Origin of the sequence: Streptomyces sp. NPDC050433 (assembly GCF_044458565.1) — a bacterium.
GTDB lineage: Bacteria > Actinomycetota > Actinomycetes > Streptomycetales > Streptomycetaceae > Streptomyces.
On record NZ_JBITIB010000017.1, the window covers coordinates 57,562 to 78,607 of the forward strand.

Below are 21,046 nucleotides of genomic sequence, written 5' to 3' on the forward strand. Positions count from 1 at the left end.
GCCAGGACCTCTCCGTCACGGCCCAGCCGTCCGCCGCCCTTCCCGCACCACGTTCGTCAGGGGTTCGCCCTTGGCCAGCCGACCGATGTTGTCGGCGATCTCGTGCGCCCTGTTCGCAAAGGTCTCCCGGGTGTGGCCGGAGTGGTGTGGCGTCATCACGACGTTGTCGAGCGTATGGAACGGACGGGTGTAACCGCGGGTACCGGCGCCGTCCTTGGGATGGCTCCACCACACGTCCAGCCCCGCGCCACCGATCCGCCGCCCGGCCAGCGCGTCGAACAGCGCGTCCTCCTGGACGAGAGGACCACGGGCCACATTGATCAGCAGGGCGTGCGGACCCATCAGGCTGAGCCGCGCCGGGCCGATCATGCCGGTGGTCGCCGCCGTGAGCGGCACGGTGAGGACGACGACGTCGGAGCCCGCCAGCAGGTCGTCGAGACCGTCCTCGCCGTCCACCCGGTCAAGCCGCAGGTCACCCGGCACGGGGGCGTTCGGATCGCGCCGCACGGCGCGGGCCCGCATGCCCAGTGCGGTCATCGCCCGCACCACCTGCCCGCCGGTCTCGCCGAGCCCGACGACTCCGACCGTACGGCCCGTGAGTGTCGCACCCAGGGCGACGCCGGGGTCCACGGCGACCGACTCCCACGTTCCCTCGCGCATCAGCCGGTCCACCCGCGGCACTCGGCGGGACAGCATCAGCGTGGTCATCACGACGTGCTCCGCGATCGAGGGGCCGTGGTGGAACGTATTGCACACGCTGGCCCCGGGAGGGAGCGCGTCCACCGCGATCCGGTCGTACCCCGCGCCGGTGACATGCGCCAGCCGCAGCCGGCCGGCGGTCCCGGCCAGGGCGGCGTCCAGCCGGGAGGCCACCAGTACGTCGGCGGTGGACAGGTGCCGCGCCACATCGGCGTCCGACCGGTCCGCGAGGAAGTCCCAGTCGTGACCGTCGGCGCCGCCGTGGGTCAACTCGTCGGTGAACCGGGTGAGTATGGGGTCGGTGAGGACGATCCTCATGGCGCCTCCCGCCGGGCAGCCGATGCCGGGACATCCCGATGCACAGCGGGCCTCCCTGTCACCATCGCGGCGCGGTCGGGTCGAAGGCCGGGTCGGTGGTACGTCGGTAGTACCCGGTGTCGTCGCGCTGACGGATACCGCAGTCGAGGTACTGCTCGTGCAGCCTGGCCAGGGCGTCGCGGTCGAGTTCGACACCGAGCCCCGGAGCGGTCGGTACCGCCACCGACCCGTTCTCGAAGGTCAGCGCACCGGGCACGATGACGTCCTCGTCGGGGCTCTTCCAAGGCCAGTGCGTGTCGCAGGCGTAGTTGAGGTTGGGGGTTGCCGCCGCCAGATGGGTCATCGCCGCGAGGCTGATGCCCAGATGCGAGTTGGAGTGCATCGACAGCCCGAGCCCGAACGTGTCGCAGACACCGGCGAGCGAGCGGGAGCGGCCGAGACCGCCCCAGAAGTGGTGGTCGGAGAGGATCACCTGCACCGCGTCCGCCGCGACGGCGGGCTTCATCTGGTCGAATGCCACCACACACATGTTGGTCGCGAGCGGCATCGGGACCTCACGCGCGACCTCGGCCATCCCGCCGATCTCGGCGGTGGGGTCCTCCAGATACTCGATGACTCCGTCGAGTTCCTTCCCGACGCGTATCGAAGTCTCCACGCTCCAGGCCGCGTTGGGGTCGATTCGCAGCGGATGATCGGGGAAGGCCCTGCGCAGGGCCTTGATCGCCTCGATCTCCTCCTCCGGCGGAAACACACCGCCCTTGAGCTTGATCGCGGTGAAACCGAATTGGTCGATCATCCGCCGGGCCTGCTCGACAAGGCCGTCCGGATCGAGGGCCGCGCCCCACTCGTCGGGTTCGGCGCCGGGATGACCCGCCCATTTGTAGAAGAGGTAGCCGCTGTAGTCGACACGATCCCGGACGGCGCCGCCGAGGAGGTCGCTCACCGGCCGGCCGATCGCCTTGCCCTGGATGTCCAGGCACGCCACCTCGAACGGTGACAGCACCCGGTCGGCGGTTCTGCTGCCCGTGACCATGCCGCTCATGCCGTGCCCGCCCGTACCGGTATCGGCGGCCAGAGCCACCGCGACACGGCGGGCGATCTCCTGAACATGCCAGACGTCGATCCCGGTCAGCTCCCCCGCCGCCAGGCGCAGCCGCTCCAGATGGGCCAGGTCACCGTAGGTCTCCCCGAGGCCGAGCAGCCCTGATTCGGTGACGACCTCGACGATGGCCCGCAGGGCGAACGGCTCATGGACACCGACCGTGTTGAGCAGCGGCGGGTCGCGGAACGCGACAGGCGTGACGCGCACGTGCTGGATCCGGTGCGGCTCGCTGATGAGTGGGTCGCTCACCGTGAGACCTCCAGTTGATTCGACGGGCGATGGCCGTCGGTATGCGAGGGACGGTCGCAGCCTAGCCTCCCATCGTCCACATGTGTAGACAGCACTCATGAATGAAAACGATTGGCCTCGTTCTCCCTCCATGTCACAGGGAGCCGGGCCACCTCGTCCCAAGGGGTGCAGGCGCTGACAACAACCCTGAAGGAGCACATCATGGACGCGCGACTGAACTACTTCACCAGCCCGACCGCCGGCAGGGCCCTCAAGCACTTCCTGTCGGTGGGCAAGGCCTTCAAGGAGTCGCCGCTGCCGGCCACGACACAGGAACTGGTGGCGCTGCGCATCAGCCAGATCAACGGCTGCGCCGTCTGCGTCGACATGCACATCAAGGACGCGGTCGCGGCCGGCGAGACCCCGCTGCGGCTGAGCATGGTCGCGGCGTGGCGGGAGGCCACGGTCTTCACCGGGGCCGAGCGCGCCGCGCTGGAGCTGGCGGAGCAGGGGACCAGGACCGCCGACGCCGCCGGTGGGGTCAGTGACCCGGTCTGGACGTACGTCTCCGAGCACTACGACGAGGAACAGCTCACCGCGCTGGTGATACTGGTCTCGTTCATGAACGCGGTGAACCGGTTGAACGTCATCACCCGCCAGCCGGCCGGCGACTACGAGCCGGGACAGCTCGACAATGTCGGCGACCGGTTCGGAGGAACGGAGTCAGCGTGAGCGAGGTCGAGGAGTTCGAGGCGCTGCGGCCACTGCTGTTCTCGATCGCCTACCGGATACTCGGCAGCGTGAGCGAGGCCGAGGACGCCGTGCAGGAGACCTGGCTGCGCTTCGACGGCTCGCCGACCCGGCCCACGTCGACCAAGGCGTTCCTGTCCGCGGTGGTGACCCGGATCTCGATCGATGTGCTGCGCTCGGCGCGGGTCAGGCGGGAGGCGTACGTGGGCCCGTGGTTCCCCGAGCCGCTGCTCAACGATCCGTACGAGGATCCGCAGCGGTCGGTGGAGCTGGCCGACTCGGTCTCGATGGCAGCGCTGCTGTTGCTGGAGCGGCTGAGCCCGCTGGAGCGTGCGGTCTTCCTGATGCGGGAGGTGTTCGCGTTCGAGTTCGCCGATGTCGCGGAGGCGGTGGGGCGCTCGGAGCCGGCCTGCCGGCAACTGCTGGTCCGGGCGCGGCGGCACATGGAGGCCGGGCGGCCACGGTTCGAGGCGGACCGTCAGGAGCGGCGGGAGCTGGCGACGCGGTTCTTCGACGCGCTGAAGAACGGTGACGTGGGCGGGCTCCAGGATTTGCTGGCCGCCGACGTGCAGCTGGTCGGTGACGGCGGCGGCAAGGCGCCGCAACTGTCCAAGGCCGTACGGGGCTCGGAGAGCGTGGCACGGGTGCTGGGCAAGGGCTTCCACCTGCTGTTCCGCGTCGACGCGACGGTGGAGCCGCAGGAGATCAACGGCCAGCCCGGCGCGATCTTCCGCGACCGGGACGGCAAGGTGATCACGGTCCTGGCCCTCGATGTGCTCGACGGGCAGGTTCAGACGATCCGGTCGGTGACCAATCCCGACAAGCTCGGCCACCTCGGGCCGGTCGCCGACGCCTGGGCGATCGACCGCGAGGTGAGGCAGGCCCGCCGCCGGCGGACGAGTTGACCTCGTCCGCCGGCGGCGGGCTCAGGACTTTCCACTCCTGCGTGACAAAGTATGGACGGTACCGACAGAAGTCTCTAGTGTTTCGCTGGACGTCGACTTATGGCGTACATGACATGCCCTTGGTCGCGCCGTGAACTGCCCGAGCGAAACGTCAGCATCCGTCGCCATACCTCCGTATCCGGATCGAAGGGCTAGCCCCGGCGGTCAACTCCGCCCAGGGACAGGGGTGTTCTTCCCGGTGCGCGAAGTGCCAGGAGGAAGAATGGATCAAAGACCGAGCCGCCGCCTGCGCAGATGTCTGCTCAGTCTGCTCACCGCCTCGTTCCTCGCCACCGGTCTCATGTCGACGCCGGCCACCGCTGCCGACCCTGTCGCGGCCGATCCCGTCACCCGTGAACTGCCGCCGCAGGAGCCGGGGGTGACCCTGCGGGTGTTCGACGTGCAGGTGCCCCTGGAGAAGATCTGCGAGCTGAAACCCGCTCAGACCCCTAACGTCGACAAGCTGATGCCCACCATCGACTGGTCGACGACCGACGACTTCGGCGGGATCGGCGACCACTTCGTGTCGCAGGTGATCGGCAACATCGACGTCCCGCAGGACGGTTCCTACACCTTCCGGCTGACCAGCGACGACGGTTCGCGGCTGCTGATCGACGATCAGGTCGTGATCGACCACGACGGTCTGCACGGCGCCGACCCCAAGGACGGCACGGTCACCCTGACGGCCGGTTACCACTCCCTGCGTATCGACCACTTCGACCGCACCGGCGGCCAGAACATCACCCTTGCCTGGCAGCCGCCGGGCGCCTCGGGCTTCGCCGTCGTACCCAACTCCGTGCTCAGTACGGACGCCGATGTCGTCCGAGTGACGGCGCCCGGCCGCAAGGAGTGCGAGGGCTACCGGGACTCTCCCGGCGACGGCCTGCCCCTGAACAGCGTGCACCCCGGATACACGCTCACCGATCTGCGGCCGAGCGGGTTCGAGCCGCAGGTCACGGCGATGGACTGGCTGCCCGACGGCCGGCTGGCCGTCACCACCTGGGGCGGCACCGACAACGAGACGGGCGAGGTCTATCTCCTCAGCGATGTCACCGGCAGCACGGGGCCCGAGAAGGTGAAGGCCAAGAAGGTGGCCGAAGGCCTGAAGGAGCCACAGGGCATCAAGTACGTCGACGGTTCGCTGTACGTGTCGCAGAAGCACGAGCTGACGGAGCTTCAGGACACCGACGGGGACGACGTCACCGACACCTACCGTAAGGTCGCGACGTGGCCGTACGGCGGGAACTTCCACGAGTTCGCGTTCGGGCTGCTCTACCAGGACGGCTTCTTCTATCTGAATCTGTCGGTCGCGATCAACCTGGGCGGCGCGACGACCGATCCGCAGCCCGCGAAGAACCGCGGCTCCACGATCAAGGTCAACAAGAAGACGGGCGAGGTCAGTTATCTGGCCGGGGGGCTGCGTACTCCCAACGGCATCGGATGGGGCCCCGAGGGCGACATCTTCGTGACCGACAACCAGGGCGGCTGGCTGCCCTCGTCGAAGCTGGTGCACATCAAGCAGGACCGCTTCTTCAACCACTACACCAACCCGGCAGGGCCTTTCGACGCCAAGCCGGTCACCAAGCCGGTGCTGTGGCTGCCGCAGAACGAGATCGCCAACTCCCCCAGCACACCGATGCTGTTGAAGGAGGGACCGTACGCCGGGCAGATGGTCTTCGGTGATGTCACCTACGGCGGCCTTCAGCGCGGATACCTGGAGAAGGTCAAGGGCGAGTACCAGGGCGCCGTCTTCCGGATGACACAGGGGCTGGAAGCCGGCGTCAACCGGATCAGCATGGGCCCGGACGGCGCGATCTACGCCGGCGGCCTCGGCGCCGGCGGCAACTGGGGCCAGGAGGGCAAACTCCAGTACGGCCTGCAGAAGCTGACGCCGAACGGCAAGGACGCCTTCGACATCCTGGCGATGCGCGCGAAGCCGGGCGGCTTCGAGCTGGAATACACCAAGCCGCTCTCCGCCGAGACCGTCGCCGAACTGGCCGAGCGGTACGAGGTCAAGCAGTGGTACTACGCCCCGACGCCCGACTACGGCGGCCCGAAGATCGACGAGGAGACACTGAAGGTCCAGTCGGCCACCGTGTCGGCCGACGGCAAGAAGGTCACCCTCGCGATCGACGGTCTCAAGTCCAACCGTGTGGTGCACGTGCGCTCGCCGCGCCCGTTCAGCGCCGAGGGCGGCGAGACGCTCTGGAGCACCGAGGCGTGGTACACCCTCAACTCCCTGGTCGGGGGCGAGCCGCCGAAGACGCTGTACGAGGCGGAGGAGGCCGCGCTGACCGGCGGCGCGCGGGTCGACACCGAGCACAAGGGCCACTCGGGCGGCGGCTTCGTCGACTCGTACGGGACGAAGGGTGCCACCACCACCTTCGACGTGCGGACGACGAGGGCGGGCAAGTACGACGTCGCGCTGCGGTACGCCAACGGCCCGAACCCCTTCGTCGGCGACAAGACGGTGAGCGTCTACGTCAACGGGCGCAAGATGAAACAGACGACCCTGCCCAGCACCGGCAAGTGGGACGGGTGGTCGTCGGTGACCGAGTCGCTGCCGCTGAGCCGCGGGGCCAACACCATCGCCTACCGGTACGACGAGGGCGACACCGGCCATGTCAATCTCGATCTGATCACCGTCCATCCCAAGGACAGCCGTATCACCCTGTTCGACGGGAAGGACCGTTCGCAGTGGCAGCACAACGACGGCAGTGACGTCCGCTGGCCGTCGGCGGACGAGGGGGCGATGGAGGTCTGCTGCGGCGATATCCGCACCAAGCAGGCGTTCAAGGACTTCAAGCTGCATGTCGAGTTCCGGGTGCCGAAGCTGCCACCGGACGTGACCGGCCAGGACCGCGGGAACAGCGGTGTGTATCTCCAGGAGCGGTACGAGATCCAGATCCTGGACTCGTTCGGTGTCGAGAAGCTCGCCAACAACGAGGCGGGGGCGATCTACACCAAGAAGGCGGCCGACCTCAACGCCTCGACCGCGCCGGAGACTTGGCAGACGTACGAGATCACGTTCCGCGCGGCCCGGTTCGGCCCCGACGGGAAGAAGACGGAGAACGCCCGCGTGAGTGTGGTGTGGAACGGCAAGACCGTCCACAACGACGTGGCCGTCGACGGACCGACGGGGGCCGGCGCACCCGAGACCACCGCGGCCGGAGCCATCCGGCTCCAGGACCACGGGAACAAGGTGCGCTACCGCAACATCTGGATCGAGCCGAAGGCGTAGCCGGCGGGTCGGCTCCCCTTCCCTCGCCCCCGGCCGGGTCACGGCCGGGGGCGAGGCCGTTCCCTCCTTTCGTCACATTGACGATATGGCCGCCTCTTCGATATCGTCATTCCGACGAGAAGAGGTCATCATGGCTGACATCACCAAGCGCTTCGGCCGGCGCCATCTCCGCTCCGCCCCCACCGCCCACATCCGCCACCACCGGCGGGGCCGGCTGGTCCACGACGGTCCGGGGCTCAGCTTCTGGTTCCGGGCGCTGTCCGCCGCGCTGTCCGAAGTGCCCGTCAACGACCGGGAGTTGGCGATGGCGTTCCACGCCCGTACCGCCGACTTCCAGGACGTCACCGTCCAGGCCACCGTGACGTACCGGATCAGCGATCCCGCGCTCGCCTCGGCCCGGCTGGACTTCTCCCTCGACCCGGACACCGGCGTCCGGCGCGGCGCCCCGCTCGAACAGATCTCCACCCTGCTCACCGGGACAGCACAGCAGCACGCACTCGACGTCCTGGCCCGTACGCCGCTGGCCGCCGCGCTCTCCGACGGCGTCGCCGCCGTACGCGACCGGATCGACGGCGGGCTGGCCGCCGAGCCCCGGCTGCCCGCCACCGGTCTTGAGGTGGTGACCGTACGGGTCGTCGCCGTCCGCCCGGAGGCCGAGGTCGAACGCGCGCTGCGCACACCCGCGCGCGAGCAGATACAGCAGGAGGCGGACCGGGCGACCTACGAACGCCGAGCCGTCGCGGTGCAGCGGGAGCGGGCCATCGCCGAGAACGAACTCGCCAGTCAGATCGAACTGGCCCGCCAGGAGGAGCAGTTGGTCGAGCAGCGCGGCACCAACGCGCGGCGGGAGGCCGAGGAGAGCGCGGCGGCCGACGCCGTACGTACCGAGGCCGAGGCGCTGCGCCGGGTGCGGCTGGCCACCGCCGACGCCGAGTCGGCCCGCACGACCGGCGAGGCACGGGCGGCGGCCCGCGCCGACTGGCTCCGGGTGCACGGCGAAGCGGACGCGCAGACGCTGCGCGCGCTGGCCGTCGACCGGCTCGCCTCGAATCTGCCGCGCATCGACAGCGTCACCCTCTCCCCCGATGTGCTGACCGGACTGCTGGCGACGCTGGGACGACGGAGCGCCGAGGAGTGACGCTCGCACCCCGTGCCGTGCTCGTCCATCGCACCACCGAGTACGAGGAGTTGCTGGCCCGGCACGGCACACACGGGCAGGCCGCCTTCTTCCTCTCCTCCCGCGACCGCGACATCCGTGAGGTCGCCGAACGGCACCACCGCACCCGCCGGGCACTCACGGACGTGGCCGCCGCCGTGCCCCACCGGTGGCGGCAGAGCCGGGTCGAACGGACGGACCTGGACCGGTTCCTCTTCGGCCCGGAGGACGTCGTGGTCGTGGTCGGCCAGGACGGGCTGGTCGCGAACGCGGCGAAGTACCTGTCGGGTCAGCCCGTGGTGGGCATCGACACCGATCCCGGCCGCAATCCGGGCGTGCTGGTCCGCCATCGCGCCGCCGACGCCGCCCCGCTCCTGAAGGCGGCCGTCGCCGGCCGGGGCGGCGTCGACGAACTCACCATGGTGGAGGCGGTCGCCGACGACGGCCAGCGGCTGCTCGCGCTCAACGAGATCTGCCTCGGGCCCGCGGGCCACCAGACGGTCCGCTACCGGCTGAGGCCCGACGGCCGGCTCCCGTCCCCCGAGGCCGAGGCCCAGGCGTCGTCCGGCGTCCTGGTCGGCACGGGCACCGGGGCCACCGGCTGGCTGCGCTCGCTCTGGCGGGAACGCGGCAGCACACTCCCCCTCCCCGGCCCCGCGGACCGCCGGCTGCTCTGGTTCGTACGGGAGGCCTGGCCCTCCCCCACGACCGGAACCTCACTCGTGTCGGGCGCGCTGACGCCCGCTCAACAGCTGTGCCTCACCGTGGAGTCCGACCGCCTCATCGCCTTCGGCGACGGCATGGAGGCGGACGCGCTCACGCTGACCTGGGGCCAGACGGTCCGCGTCGGTGTATCGGCGACGACCCTGCGGCTGCTCGGAACGTAGCCGCGCCGACGCGTCAGTCCGCCGGCTCAGTCCGCGTAGACGCCCAGTGAGGCCAACTGCCCCGCCGGCCAACCGCTGTTGCCGGTGAACTGGACGCGTACGTACCGGGCCGGGGCCGCGGACGCGAGGGTGACCGTCACCGTGTTCCCGCTCGCCGGGTCGAAGACGCGGGCGGCCGGGGCGCTGAGAGTCGCGAAGCCCGTCCCGTCCGTGGAGCCGAGGACGGACAGCGTCTGGGTACGGGTGGCCCAGGCGGGGTTGGGCGGCAGCGACAGGACGAGCCGGCGCACCGGGAGCGCGGAGCCGAGGTCGACCTGGATCCACTGGGGGAACGCGTTGTTGGCGCTCTCCCAGTAGCTGTTAGCGTTGCCGTCGACGGCGTTGCCGGGCCCGTAGTTCTGCGTCTGGCTGCTCGCGCTCGCCGCCCTGCTCAGCGCCAGGTCGCCGGTCGGCGGGTTGGGGTCGCCGCCGCCGGTGACCGGCGGTGTGGGGCGGGTCGCGGTCAGCGCCAGCTGGCCTTTGAGCATCCGGCCGCCGTCGCCCGTGAGCCGCAGGTAGTAGTCCGCCGAGCAGGCCGTGCCGTCCTCGTCCAGCGCCCGGATGCCGGAACCCACCGGGACGTACGCGGCGCTCTCCGCGGTCTTGGCGATCTGGTTGCCCTCGTTGAACTCGTCGAACATCGAGATGTAGATGCCCTGCACGCCGATCCGGCACATGTTGTAGAACTGCCGCCACATGAAGTCGCCGTGCGCGCGGTGGCCCGACTGGAGGTCGCCGGGCAGGACGCACGGCTGGTAGTCGATCCCCTGGGCGTCGCAGTGCGCCTGGTCGGGGGTGTTGACGTTGGCGTAGAAGTTGTCGGCGCCCGCGATGTCCCCGATCCGGCCGACCATCCACGGCGAGAGCATGTCGAAGGCGTGGTACACGTCCAGATATCCGGGCCGTGAGTCCTCGATGCCTCTGCGCCAGTGGGTGGGGACGCCGCCCATCACGTAACAGCCTTGCGCCTTGAACCAGTTGACGACGTCCAGGCAGACCGCCGCCGACCAGGTCTTGTTGGGCTCGTTGAAACCGAAGCCCCAGATGCCGACGACCGGTTTGCCGTTCTGCCGCGCGTAGGCCGGGGACGCGGTGTGCGCCCGCATCTTGGCGAGCCAGTCGGCCTTCATCTCCGGCTGCATGTTCGTCCACGCGGTGGCGTCGTACATGACGTAGAACTTGCGGCCGTACGTCTCGGCCGCGGCGCGCACCTTCACGGCCATGTCGTCGCGGGTCGCGCCCTCGCCGCCGTTGGGGTTGAAGCGCTGGAGGGCGGCGGTGTCGATGCCGAACTGCCGCATCCAGGAGAAGTGCGTGTCGACGGTCTGCTGGTCGTACGACGAGAACAGCGCGGCCGGCTGCCCGTTGCCGAGCGCCGGATAGGCCGTTCGGTAGGTGTGGGTGTAGTCGCGTACGTCGGGCCAGCTCACGATCGCGGTGTTGCCGGGCGACGGTGACTGGCCCCAGTTCTGCGACCAGTGCCACCAGCCGTTGATCGGCGCGCCGTCGCCGGAGCAGGCGAACCAGCCCTGGTAGCCGACGGTGATCTTGCCGACGACATCGCCGGGTGGGGAGGCCGCCGCCTGTGCGGTCCGGGTCTGGGCGGCCAGTCCTGCCGCCGCTCCGGCGCCGGCTATCGCGGACGCGATGACGGTGCGTCTGGAAAGTGCCACGGGGTTCCTCGCAATCGGCTCTGCGTGTGGAGGTGCGGGGAAGTGCGGCATGCGGCGGCATGCGGAGTGCGTCGCGGGCTCACCCACAACGTAAGGACCCCGTAGGCCGACGGCAAGACAGGAGGCTGTAATTTATTGACGGATCCATGAAACGATCCGAATTCTCAGCAGAAATTACCGTCTATTGCGGAGTGCCCCGACGACGACGCAGGTCGTCCAACGCCGCCTCGTGGCACCTGAGCTGACGGATCGACAGCAAGGTGAGGACGGGGAACGCGAGCACACCGGTGACGCTGGTCCACAGCGCCTGCTCGGCGGGATGCCCGGTCCACAGGGCGGACGCGAGGCACGCGGCGGCCAGGACGGACATGCCCGCGTACGCCCACCGCACCCAGGTCAGTATTCCGGCCTGTTCCCGCGTCAACGGATATCGGCTCGTCCCGGACTCCGGGATGGTGGTGGCCATTGCCTGCGCCTACCCCCGTACGCCGCGGCTACCCGCCGGGCGCACGGTCGACGACATGGTCGATCAACCCGTACACACGGGCCTGCTCAGGTCCGAACTCACGTTGCGGCTGGGCTTTCCACGCCGCGTGGACGAACTCCGGGTCCCGTCCCATGTGCAGGGCGGCCAGCTGGGCGACCTTCCCCCGCGCCCTGTCCGCGGCGTCCCCTTCCCCGGCGTGGCCGGCCTGGACCCCCACCATCACGATACGGGCGTCCCGTTCGGCAGAGCGCTTGCCCAGCGCGCCCGCCGACAGCAGGAACTGCCCCATTCCCGCGGCCAGATTGACCGCGCAGGTCGCGACGTCACTGCGGACGTACTGCATGGTGTCGTAGATCGCCATCCCGGCGGCGAGCGAGCCGCCGGGAGAGTCGATCCGCAGCAGGATGTCCGCGGTCGGGGCGGCGTCCGAGAGGAGCAGCAGCGTCGCCACGACACTGTTGGCCAGGTCGTCGTCCACGACCCCGTCGAGCCGCACGATCCGCGACCCGTCTTCCGCCCGGTACTCCATCAACACCCCTGCGCTTGAAGACAACTGACGCCGACAAACCTAGAGGGTGTCCGCGCCGCCGCCGAGCGGCAGTCCCGCCAGAAGCGCGCGGCGGCTGGCCCTGACGTGTTCACGCATCACGTGTTCCGCGCTGTCGCCGTCCTTCTCCACCGCATTGCGCAGATAGGTCTGGGCGCGCACCCAGCGAGGAAAGGCGGCCTCGGCGGCCCGCAGAAGGGGAGCGACCTCGACGCGGGCCGGCTCCGGGTCACCCTTGCGGCGGAAGGCCGTCTCGACGGACTTCACTGCGGTGAGATTGCTGTGGAGGAGGTCCGGTGCTCGATCATTGGTCGACGGCTGCGGTGAGACGTCGCAGTGATGCGTGGGCGGGTGGGCCCCAGGTGGCCTTGCCGCCGGGGCGGCCGTGGACACCGGCGTGCCCGATGCTGATGCAGGAGAGGGCACGGAGCACCGCGCAGCCGCGGGCACGACGCAGGGTCGCGGCGTCCGGGCTCGGCCGGTAGCTCGCGTGGAAGCGGTCGGCGGCGCCGTCCGGCAGCAGGATCCAGGCTGCGGCGAGGTCGTAGGCCGGGTCGCCGGCGAAGAGGTCGCCGAAGTCGATCACGCCGGAGAAGGTGCCGTTCGTCGTCAGGACGTTGGCCGGATGCAGGTCGCCGTGAAGCCAAAGACGCGGGCCTGCCCACTCCGGCGCGGCGACGGCGTCTTCCCAGACCGCGCGGACGGCGTCCGGGTCGGGAATCAGCCCCATCTCGGTGGCCGAGGCGAGCCCACCTGCGAAGTGCTCAGCAGCGCCGGCCAGCGGGCCACCGCGGCCTCGGCCTGTGGGAGCCCCGTCGGGGGCGGGGCGGTGAAGGGCGGTCAGAAAGGCGGCCAGGGTACCGGCCGCCTCCGCGCCGCGCGTAACCGGGACACGGTCCGCGGGCTCGCCCGGAACCCACGTGGTGACAAGCCAGGGCCGCGGAAACCGCTCGGAGGGCTCACCGAGACGCTGCGGCACGGGAACCGGCAGGGGAAGGAGCGGGGCGAGGCCGGGCACCCAGGTGTGTTCCTTGCGCAGCAGCGCGTCCGCGGACTCCGTCGCCCAGGGCAGCCGGACGGCGAGGTCGTCACCGAGCCGCCACACTTGATTGTCCCAGCCGAGCGCTCCGAGTTTCAGCGGGCGGTCCGCGAGGTCGGAGTGCTGCTCGCGCAGCAGTTCCCGGATCAGGTCCTCGGTGATGTCGATCTCGGTGGCTGCCATGTGGACCAAGGTAGTTGGGTTGCGGCCTGCCTGGTTTTCGGGCGTGTCCGGGTCCGGCACCGGAAGGCACCGCGCGGCACGCGGTGCCTTCCGGTGGAACGGATCGGGTCAGGCGTTGAGCAGGAGCCAGCCCCCGAGGCCGCCGCACATGCTCGCGTTGTGGGCGTCGGCGCGGAAGCCCGCCGGTACGGGGACTCCGGGGCAGATGTACTGGCCGACGCGCGGCAGTTGCTGGAACCAGATGCCGATGTTGCCGCAGCCGGTGTTGATGTGGCCGGTGAGTACGTGACCGGTGGGATCGGCGAGCCCGCGCAGACCCACTGACCGTCACGGGCCAGTTCGAGGAACCAGGTGTCGATGTTGGCGTTGCAGCCGGTGGCGGTGTGGAGGGTGATCACGTAACCGTCCGGTATGGGCGTGCCGGGGCAGACCCATCCGGGGGACTCCCGGGTGGCGGCGGTGGCCGGCGCCGTCCGGGGCGCCGCGCCGGCCGTGCCGGCGGCTGTGCCCGTGAGGACGGACACCAGCAGCGCGACAGCGCCCGGCGCGGCGGCGAGCCGTCTTCTGGCCGCCACCACCGGTGAACGGCCGTGCGGACGGGGATACTTGATCTTCACTTCACACCGGTCCGATCGAGGGTCCGCGAAGCACCGCACGATGGCCGTGCGGCGCCGGGCTCTGGAGCTGAACCGAACCCAATGTGGCCGGACATCACCGGAAGTGATACGTCGTCCACCTGACCGGAAGCGGACACGCGGACACGCGGAAAAACCCGGTGCCCCGGCCGCACCACTCTCACTACACTCGCCACGAACTCGCGCGCCACCGACGGACATCGTCCCGGCGCGCGCACCGTGACCAGTGAGGGGAGACCGGCCATGCGCTACCGCACCGCTGTTGTCGTTCCCCCGGCACGGTACGAGGTGATCCTGGTGTCTCCCGGCGCCCGGCGCCGGCTGCGCGGCCGGTACCGGAAGTCCGCGACGAACGTCTGATCCCCCGTCAACCCGCTGCGCACACAGCATCGGGGGGCTTCGTCCGGCAATCGCGTCGCCCTGTTCCATGGTTCATCCCGAAAGGCCATCGGCCGTGCGTACCGACCTGTACCGTCACACGCCCGTTCAACTCACCGCTGTCCGCAACCTGGGCATCCTCGCCCACGTCGACGCGGGCAAGACCACCGTCACCGAGCGGATCCTGTATCTCACCGGCACCACCCACAAGCGCGGCGAGGTCCACGACGGTACGACCGTCACGGACTTCGACCCGCAGGAGCGCGACCGGGGCATCACCATCTTCGCCGCGGCCGTGAGCTGCGCCTGGGACGGTCACCGGATCAACCTCATCGACACTCCGGGCCATGTCGACTTCGCCGACGAGGTCGAGCGCTCGCTGCGCGTGCTCGACGGCGCCATCGCGGTGTTCGACGCGGTCGCGGGGGTCGAGCCGCAGAGTGAGTCGGTGTGGCGCCAGGCGGACCGGCACGGGGTGCCCCGGATCGCGTTCGTCAACAAGCTGGACCGCGCCGGGGCCGATCTCGACGCGGCCGTCGATTCGATCCGCCGGCGGCTGCATCCGGCGCCGCTGGTGGTGCAGATGCCGATCGGTTCGGAGGACGGCTTCACCGGCGTCGTCGACCTGCTCCGGATGCGCGCGCTCGTCTGGTCCGGTGGCGACACCGACTCGTACGACGAGGGCCCGGTGCCCGACTCCCTGATGGCGGAGGCGCTTCGGCGCCGCCGGGTGCTGGAGGAGGCCGTCGCGGAGTTGCATCCGCTCGCGCTGGAGGAGTTCTGCGCCGAATCGACGCTCCGCGCACGGACGTTGGCCGCCGCGCTGCGTGACCTGACCCGTACGGGCGAGGGTGTCGTGGTGCTGTGCGGTTCGGCGTACCGCAACCGCGGGATCGAGCCGCTGCTGAAGGCGGTCGTCGCCTATCTGCCGTCGCCGCTGGACGTACCCGCGGTGCGCGGCACGCGGGACGGTGCCGAGCAGGAGAGGGCCGCCGACCCGGAAGGGCCGTTCGCGGCGCTGGTGTTCAAGGTCAGCTCGACCTCCACGGGCCGGCTGACGTATCTGCGGGTCTATTCGGGAACGGTCGGAAAGGGAGAGGCGGTGCTGGACGTGGGCACGCGGCGTACGGAACGGATCAGCCGGATCCTGCGGGTCCAGGCCGACCGCCACGCCGAGGTGGACCGGGCGGTCGCCGGGGACATCGTCGCCGTGGTCGGGGTGAAGGCCGCCCGTGCGGGTGCCACCCTGTGCGTGCCGTCGGCCCCGCTGGTCCTGGAGCCGCCGACCGTCGCGGATCCGGTGGTCTCCGTGGCGGTCGAGGCGAGCGGGCGCACCGATGTCGACCGGCTGGTGACGGCGCTGGCGCGGCTGGTCGAGGAGGATCCCTCGCTGGCGGTCCGGACCGATTCCGAGACCGGTCAGACCGTGCTGTCGGGAATGGGCGAGCTGCACCTGGAGGTCGCGGTGGAGAAGATCCGCCGCGCCCACGGGCTGGACGTCGGAGTCGGCCGGCCGCAGGTGGCCTACCGGGAGACGGTCGCGCGCGGGGTGTCGGGGATGGTGTACCGGCACGTCAAGCAGGACGGCGGCGCCGGGCAGTTCGCGCATGTCGTCATCGACACCGAGCCGTTGGAGGAGTCGGCGGCTTCGGACGACCGGGGCGGCTTCGAGTTCCGGTCGACCGTCGTCGGCGGACGTGTGCCGCAGGAGTATGTCCGGGCGTTCGAGGCCGGCTGCCGGGACGCGCTCGCCGAGGGTCCGCTCGGCGGTCACCCGGTGACCGGGGTACGGGTCACCCTGACCGACGGGGCGACGCATTCGAAGGACTCGTCGGAGATGGCGTTCCGCACGGCCGGACGGCTCGCGCTGCGTGAAGCACTGCGGGCCGGTGCGATGACGTTGCTGGAACCGGTGGTCGAGGTCACCGTGACCGTCCCGGACGACGCGGTCGGCGGCGTGCTCGGCGACCTGGCGGCCCGGCGCGGCCGGATCTCGGGCTCGACCGCGCGTGCCGGTACGGCCGTGGTCACCGCGACGGTGCCGCTGGCCGAACTGTTCGGCTACGCGACGCGGTTGCGCAGCCGGACGCAGGGCCGTGGCACCTTCACGGCCCGGCCCACCGGCTACGCCCCGGCACCGGGCACCGCGCACGCGGGCGCGGTGTCCGGCGGCTGACAGCGGGGTGGCCCCGCCCGTGAACACGGGCGGGGCCGTCCCTGCTTGCTTGTCGCCGACCGCCGACCGCCGACCGCCGACGGATCAGCGCACCGGCGCCCCCGGCCCCAGCGGAATCCCCATCGCCCACCACGCCAGGAACAGCAGCGTCCACGCCACGGTCATCGCGACCGCGAGCGGCAGGGTGTACGAGGCGAGCGTGCCGATGCCCGCGTTCCTGCGGTACCGCTGGAGGAAGCCGAGCGCCATCAGGAAGTACGGGCTCATCGGTGTGATGGCCGTGGACCCGGAGTCCGCGATCCGGAACAGCGCCTGCGTCGTCTCCGCCGGCACACTCACCAGCATCAGCATCGGTACGAGCACCGGCGCCGCCAGCGCCCACATCGCCGAGCCGCTGGTCACCATCACGTTCACCAGCGTCAGCAGGAGCAGGATCAGCAGGAAGACGACGACGATCGGCAGCCCGCTCGACTGAAGTGCCTCGGCCGCCCTCACCGCGAGTACATCGCCTATGCCGGTCCAGTCGAAGTACGCCAGGAACTGGGCGATCGCGAAGAAGAGCACCAGGACGGGCGCCATCTGCTTGATGCCCTCGGCCATCAGCTTCGGTACGTCGGCGGCCTTCTTGATCGAGCCGGAGCGCAGGCCGTAGACGATGCCCACCAGTCCGAAGAGGAAGGCGACGACGGCCGCGATGCCGTCGAGGAACGGGGATTCGACGATGCTGCCGCCGTCGCCGCGCAGCGGCGAGGACGTCGGCAGGAGCACCGCGGTCATGACCACCACGGCGGCCAGCAGCGTGCACACCGCGCGGCGCAGCGCGGAGCGCTCCCGGTCGCTGAGCGTGAGTCCGCCCAGGTCGTCCAGGTCGGCGTCGGGATCGGCGTCCAGGTCTGGCCGCTTGCTGAGCACGTACTTGGTCACCAGCGTGATCACGACGGCGAGCAGGAACGAGGAGGCTATGTTGAAGAACCAGTTGCTCAGCGGGGACACGTAGGCGTCGTCACCGCCGACGATCTGCGCGGCGGCGGTGGTGATGCCCGCGAAGATGGCGTCGTTGGGTGTGGGCAGCGGACTGGCGTCGTACCCCGAGGCGATCGCGGTGTACGCGACGACGATGCCGAGGATCGGGGACTTGCCCACCGCGCGGAAGGCGAGACCGCCGAGCGGCACAAGGATGATGTACGCGGCGGCCGAGGCGACATGGGCGACGGTCCCCGCGAAGGCCACGGCGAACACGACCCACGACGCGGGGACGCGCGAGACACCGACCCGCATCAACGCGGCGAGGAATCCGCTGCGTTCGGCCACGGCGACGCCCATGATGACGACGACGATGGTCGCCATCGGCGGGAACGTGGCGAAGTTCTCGATCATCGTCGAGACGGCCATGGCGAGTCCGTCGCCGCTGATCAGGTTCTGCACGGTGACGGTCTTGTCGTCGGCCGGCGAGACGACGGAGACGTCCGCCGCCGCGAGTACGGCGCTGACGACGGCGAGGATCCCGGACAGGATCCAGAACAGCCAGAAGGGGTGCGGCAGGGCGTTGCCGGCGCGTTCGATGACGCCCATGGCGCGGATGATCAGCGGCAGTCGGGGCTCACCGGGGTTCGCGCCGGATGTGCCCGGCCCACCGGGGGTGCCCGGCGTACCTGGTTTGCCTGGTGGTGCGGGAGTCGGGGTACTCATGAGCGGCTCTCCTACTCGATTCCTGCGTCAGCGAAGGACGGATCTCGGGGTCCGGTACTGGCGCAGGAACTGCCACATCACCTCGTGCGCCTCGATGGTCTCGGTGACATATCCGCCGCCGCTGTAGCTGTCGGCGCCGGGCCAGGTGTGACCGCCGTCCTTGACGGCGACATGGCGCACCTCGGCTCCGTGGTCACAGCCGGTGCGGCGGGTGATCGTGATGTCCGGCTCGATCGCGCTGGTGTGCGGCCGGGCGCGGCAGTCGTTGCGATCGGCCCACTCCGCGGTCCAGTCGGGGATCGCGGGCAGTCCGCGCTCGGGGTCGCCCGCGTAGGGGATCGTGACATCGCCCGTGCCGTGGAAGTCGATGACGGGGACGGGGCGCGAGGGGCGGCAGTTCTCACCGGTGTCGGGGTAGAAGGCACCGGCCACGGGGGCGACGGCGGCGATCCGGTCGGCCATCCGGCAGGCGAGCAGGCCGGTGAAGCCCGCGCCGTTGGACTTGCCGGTGGCGTACACGCGCTGCCGGTCGACGCAGAGGGTACGCGTCAACTCGTCGATCAGGTCACCGGTGAAGGCGACGTCGTCGACGCCGGCCGCGGCGTACGGCGCGCCCTGCCAGGCCTGCCGGTCGCCGTCACCGGTCCCGACGACGCCGTTGGGGTACGCGACGATCGCGGGCAGGTTCGACAGTCCCGAGAACTCCTCCGTACCGATTCCGGTGTTGCCCCGGCCGTGGAAGGCGAGCACGACGGGCCAGTCGCGGCGCGGGGTGTAGTCGGCTGGCAGATGGAGCTGGTACGTCCGGGAGAGCCCGCCGCTCGCGACCGTGCGCAGGTGGCTGGTGCCCGGCTCCTGCGGCGCGGGCCGCCGGCACCCGGAGGCAGCGGCGGTTGCGTTGGCGTCGGCCGTGGGCGCGGCGGCGGCCGACGCCGTGACCGGTGCCAACGCCGAACCGACGAGGGCGAGTCCGGCGGCGGCCACGGTGGTACGGAACAGGGCACGGACACGGCCCGGGGACTGCTTCATTGCAGGCTCCTTCTGCCGTACGGCACGGGGGGGGCGCGTACGGCCGGATGAGGTGACGGGTGCGGGGAATGACGGCGCGCGGAACCACGCGCGGGGTGCGGTGACGGGTGAGGGTCGTGCGCCGCCGGGTGAGCGGGCGCACGCGGGAAGTGGTGTGCCTGAGGGGGCCCTTGGCGGACCCCTCAGGTGTCCAGCCACTCCTTGACGAAGGCCACGATGCGGGACACGGCCGTGTCCACGATCGCCTGCCCGGCGGCGGCGGTCGCCCGGCGCGGGTCGCCGAGCACGCCGTTGGGACTGAGCCGGTCGTAGCCCACCGTCAGCGCGGGGTGGCCGCGCCGGGAGAGCCGGGAGAGCGGATCGAGATCGGCGGTGGCCGTCGATCCGGGGGTGAGTCGGCCGATGTGCACGAGATGGGGCGCGAGGTGCAGCATCTGCGCCGTCTCGGCCTCACCGCTGTGTCCGTGCACCTCGCCGACGCGCATGTCCGCGACGGCGTCGGGCGCCAGCGCGGTGAGCGGCGTCCAGGCGAACTGGATGTCGGGGCGGGTGACGAGCAGGTCCTGCGCGACCGTGCTCAAGGTGGCGTTGTTGCCGCCGTGACCGGTCACCACGAGGATCTTCCGCCAGCCGTGCCGGTGCAGGCTGTCGACGTACTCCCGTACGACGGCACCGAACGTCGCCGTGGAGAGCGTCACCGTACCGGCGAACGCCAGGTGGTGCGGGGACACTCCGACGGGCAGGGAAGGGCCGATCACCGCGCGTCCGCCCAGCTCGGCGGCGACCAGGTCCACCACCGACTCCGCGCGGACGGTGTCGGTCGCCATCGGCATGCCCGGACCGTGCTGCTCGAAGGCCCCGGCCGGCAGGATCACCACCGGGCTCGACGTCACGGCGTCGGCGGCCTCGACGGTCGTCATCCCGGCGAGCCGCAGCGGGCGTCGCGGCGAGGACTGTTCGGAACCGCTCACCGCTCTCCCCCTTCCACGGCACCGGCGACCGGCGCATCCGCCTCGTCCGTCTCGTCTGTCTCGTCCGTCTCGTCCGTCTCGTCCGCCGGGAAGTCGGCGGTGAGGACCGCCTCGCGGATCGCCACCAGATGCGTACGGGTCAGCCGCTCGGCCGCCGCCGCGTCACCGTCCCGTACCGCGTCCAGGATCTCCAGGTGCTCGGCGTGGTCCCGCGCCCGGTCGTTGTAACGGTGCCGGATCTCCACCTGGTCGTGTGCGCGGACCTGGAGCAGCGCCTCGACGGCCTCGCGGAGCAGGGTGTTGCCGCTCGCCGCCGCCAGAGCCACATGGAAGTGCACCGCCCGCCGCAGGGATTCCTCCGGCGGATGCAGCGCGTTGGACGCCGCCGACTCCAACTCCCGTACGGCTTCGGCCATCCGCACGTTCGCCGCGGCGGCGGCGACGGCCGGCTCCAGCACCAGCCGCGCCTCGACCAGTTCCAGCACCGAGGCGCGGGTGCTGCGCGGCAGATGCGGGTTGGCCATCAGCCGGCGTCCGATGCCCGGACCCACATAGGTGCCGGATCCGTGCCGGAACTCCACCACTCCGGTGGCCTCCAGCCTGCGCAGCGCCTCGCGCACCGTGGGTGTGGTGACGCCGAAGCGGCGCGCGAGGTCACGGGAGGACGCCAGGGCGTCTCCGTGACCGAGGCGTTCCGTACGGATGATCTCGACGATGTTGTCCGCCAGACGCTCGGACAACGACAACTCATTGCGACTCATAAAGTGAATAGATCACTTGATCTCTCACAATGTCAATGCCCGTGACAGCTACTTCTGGCAACCACAATCGACCTCCCCCTGCGGTAGCAGCGATACCAGTGGTAGCTTCGGCGC

18 protein-coding genes are annotated in these 21,046 nt (G+C 70.5%); 6 read left to right on the top strand and 12 right to left on the bottom strand.

The window, feature by feature from the left end:
- Nucleotides 1–15 precede the first annotated feature (15 nt).
- On the bottom strand, nucleotides 16–1,017 hold the full coding sequence (locus tag ACIBLA_RS21570) for a 2-hydroxyacid dehydrogenase (RefSeq protein WP_399199492.1): 1,002 nt from the start codon (nucleotides 1,015–1,017) through the stop codon (nucleotides 16–18).
- 58 nt (nucleotides 1,018–1,075) lie between these two features.
- Nucleotides 1,076–2,353 carry a glucarate dehydratase family protein gene (locus ACIBLA_RS21575; protein WP_363243896.1) on the bottom strand — a complete coding sequence of 426 codons (1,278 nt, stop codon included), beginning with the start codon at nucleotides 2,351–2,353 and terminating at the stop codon, nucleotides 1,076–1,078.
- Between the two features lie 216 nt (nucleotides 2,354–2,569).
- Here ACIBLA_RS21575 and ACIBLA_RS21580 point away from each other — a divergent pair, with 216 nt between their 5' ends.
- From ACIBLA_RS21580 to ACIBLA_RS21600, 5 genes are all read left to right on the top strand, one after another.
- Nucleotides 2,570–3,079 (top strand): carboxymuconolactone decarboxylase family protein, encoded by a 510-nt coding sequence (locus tag ACIBLA_RS21580; RefSeq protein ID WP_363243864.1) that lies wholly within the window; start codon nucleotides 2,570–2,572, stop codon nucleotides 3,077–3,079.
- A complete protein-coding gene (locus ACIBLA_RS21585; protein WP_399199493.1) occupies nucleotides 3,076–4,002 on the top strand; it encodes an RNA polymerase sigma-70 factor in 927 nt (308 codons plus the stop codon). The genes ACIBLA_RS21580 and ACIBLA_RS21585 overlap by 4 nt, the downstream gene beginning before the upstream one ends.
- Before the next feature lie 262 nt (nucleotides 4,003–4,264).
- The gene (locus ACIBLA_RS21590; RefSeq protein ID WP_363243866.1) at nucleotides 4,265–7,282 is read left to right on the top strand and encodes a family 16 glycoside hydrolase; all 3,018 of its coding nucleotides are present in this window, start codon (nucleotides 4,265–4,267) and stop codon (nucleotides 7,280–7,282) included.
- A gap of 130 nt (nucleotides 7,283–7,412) precedes the next feature.
- Nucleotides 7,413–8,420: an SPFH domain-containing protein gene (locus tag ACIBLA_RS21595; protein WP_399199494.1), complete on the top strand. Its 1,008-nt coding sequence runs from the start codon at nucleotides 7,413–7,415 to the stop codon at nucleotides 8,418–8,420.
- Nucleotides 8,417–9,325 carry a hypothetical protein gene (locus tag ACIBLA_RS21600; RefSeq protein WP_363243868.1) on the top strand — a complete coding sequence of 303 codons (909 nt, stop codon included), beginning with the start codon at nucleotides 8,417–8,419 and terminating at the stop codon, nucleotides 9,323–9,325. The genes ACIBLA_RS21595 and ACIBLA_RS21600 overlap by 4 nt, the downstream gene beginning before the upstream one ends.
- A 26-nt stretch (nucleotides 9,326–9,351) precedes the next feature.
- Here the strand turns inward: ACIBLA_RS21600 and ACIBLA_RS21605 are convergent, their stop codons facing one another.
- The 6 genes from ACIBLA_RS21605 to ACIBLA_RS21630 form a co-directional block, all read right to left on the bottom strand.
- Nucleotides 9,352–11,037, bottom strand: a complete 1,686-nt coding sequence (locus ACIBLA_RS21605) for a discoidin domain-containing protein (RefSeq protein WP_363243869.1) — start codon at nucleotides 11,035–11,037, stop codon at nucleotides 9,352–9,354.
- A gap of 181 nt (nucleotides 11,038–11,218) precedes the next feature.
- Entirely contained in the window at nucleotides 11,219–11,503 is a 285-nt protein-coding gene (locus ACIBLA_RS21610; protein ID WP_363243870.1) for a hypothetical protein, read from the bottom strand.
- 28 nt (nucleotides 11,504–11,531) lie between these two features.
- Complete coding sequence (locus tag ACIBLA_RS21615) at nucleotides 11,532–12,053, bottom strand: ATP-dependent Clp protease proteolytic subunit (protein WP_399199495.1); 522 nt, start codon at nucleotides 12,051–12,053, stop codon at nucleotides 11,532–11,534.
- Between the two features lie 39 nt (nucleotides 12,054–12,092).
- A complete protein-coding gene (locus tag ACIBLA_RS21620; RefSeq protein ID WP_399199496.1) occupies nucleotides 12,093–12,338 on the bottom strand; it encodes a hypothetical protein in 246 nt (81 codons plus the stop codon).
- A 37-nt stretch (nucleotides 12,339–12,375) separates the two neighbouring features.
- The gene (locus ACIBLA_RS21625; RefSeq protein ID WP_363243872.1) at nucleotides 12,376–13,293 is read right to left on the bottom strand and encodes an aminoglycoside phosphotransferase family protein; all 918 of its coding nucleotides are present in this window, start codon (nucleotides 13,291–13,293) and stop codon (nucleotides 12,376–12,378) included.
- Between the two features lie 108 nt (nucleotides 13,294–13,401).
- A complete protein-coding gene (locus ACIBLA_RS21630; protein ID WP_363243873.1) occupies nucleotides 13,402–13,614 on the bottom strand; it encodes a hypothetical protein in 213 nt (70 codons plus the stop codon).
- 768 nt (nucleotides 13,615–14,382) lie between these two features.
- Between ACIBLA_RS21630 and fusA the strand changes: the two genes are divergently transcribed.
- Complete coding sequence (gene fusA, locus ACIBLA_RS21635) at nucleotides 14,383–16,482, top strand: elongation factor G (RefSeq protein WP_363243874.1); 2,100 nt, start codon at nucleotides 14,383–14,385, stop codon at nucleotides 16,480–16,482.
- An 84-nt stretch (nucleotides 16,483–16,566) separates the two neighbouring features.
- On the opposite strand, the gene ACIBLA_RS21640 is transcribed toward fusA, so the two are convergent.
- The 4 genes from ACIBLA_RS21640 to ACIBLA_RS21655 all read right to left on the bottom strand — a co-directional run bounded on the left by ACIBLA_RS21640 (nucleotide 16,567) and on the right by ACIBLA_RS21655 (nucleotide 20,911).
- Nucleotides 16,567–18,171, bottom strand: coding sequence for an AbgT family transporter (locus tag ACIBLA_RS21640; RefSeq protein ID WP_399199497.1), 1,605 nt, complete (start codon nucleotides 18,169–18,171; stop codon nucleotides 16,567–16,569).
- Nucleotides 18,172–18,198: 27 nt separating this feature from the next.
- The gene (locus ACIBLA_RS21645; protein WP_399199498.1) at nucleotides 18,199–19,200 is read right to left on the bottom strand and encodes an alpha/beta hydrolase family esterase; all 1,002 of its coding nucleotides are present in this window, start codon (nucleotides 19,198–19,200) and stop codon (nucleotides 18,199–18,201) included.
- Between the two features lie 182 nt (nucleotides 19,201–19,382).
- Nucleotides 19,383–20,171, bottom strand: a complete 789-nt coding sequence (locus tag ACIBLA_RS21650; RefSeq protein ID WP_363243877.1) for a creatininase family protein — start codon at nucleotides 20,169–20,171, stop codon at nucleotides 19,383–19,385.
- Entirely contained in the window at nucleotides 20,168–20,911 is a 744-nt protein-coding gene (locus ACIBLA_RS21655; RefSeq protein WP_363243878.1) for a GntR family transcriptional regulator, read from the bottom strand. The genes ACIBLA_RS21650 and ACIBLA_RS21655 overlap by 4 nt, the downstream gene beginning before the upstream one ends.
- Nucleotides 20,912–21,046: the final 135 nt, after the last annotated feature.

Coding starts and splice junctions, on each gene's coding strand:
- ACIBLA_RS21645 (WP_399199498.1), bottom strand. CDS start 19,200: ATGAAGCAGTCCCCGGGCCGTGTCCGTGCCCTGTTCCGTACCACCGTG.
- ACIBLA_RS21595 (WP_399199494.1), top strand. CDS start 7,413: ATGGCTGACATCACCAAGCGCTTCGGCCGGCGCCATCTCCGCTCCGCC.
- ACIBLA_RS21640 (WP_399199497.1), bottom strand. CDS start 18,171: ATGAGTACCCCGACTCCCGCACCACCAGGCAAACCAGGTACGCCGGGC.
- ACIBLA_RS21615 (WP_399199495.1), bottom strand. CDS start 12,053: ATGGAGTACCGGGCGGAAGACGGGTCGCGGATCGTGCGGCTCGACGGG.
- ACIBLA_RS21570 (WP_399199492.1), bottom strand. CDS start 1,017: ATGAGGATCGTCCTCACCGACCCCATACTCACCCGGTTCACCGACGAG.
- ACIBLA_RS21590 (WP_363243866.1), top strand. CDS start 4,265: ATGGATCAAAGACCGAGCCGCCGCCTGCGCAGATGTCTGCTCAGTCTG.
- ACIBLA_RS21610 (WP_363243870.1), bottom strand. CDS start 11,503: ATGGCCACCACCATCCCGGAGTCCGGGACGAGCCGATATCCGTTGACG.
- ACIBLA_RS21625 (WP_363243872.1), bottom strand. CDS start 13,293: ATGGCAGCCACCGAGATCGACATCACCGAGGACCTGATCCGGGAACTG.
- ACIBLA_RS21580 (WP_363243864.1), top strand. CDS start 2,570: ATGGACGCGCGACTGAACTACTTCACCAGCCCGACCGCCGGCAGGGCC.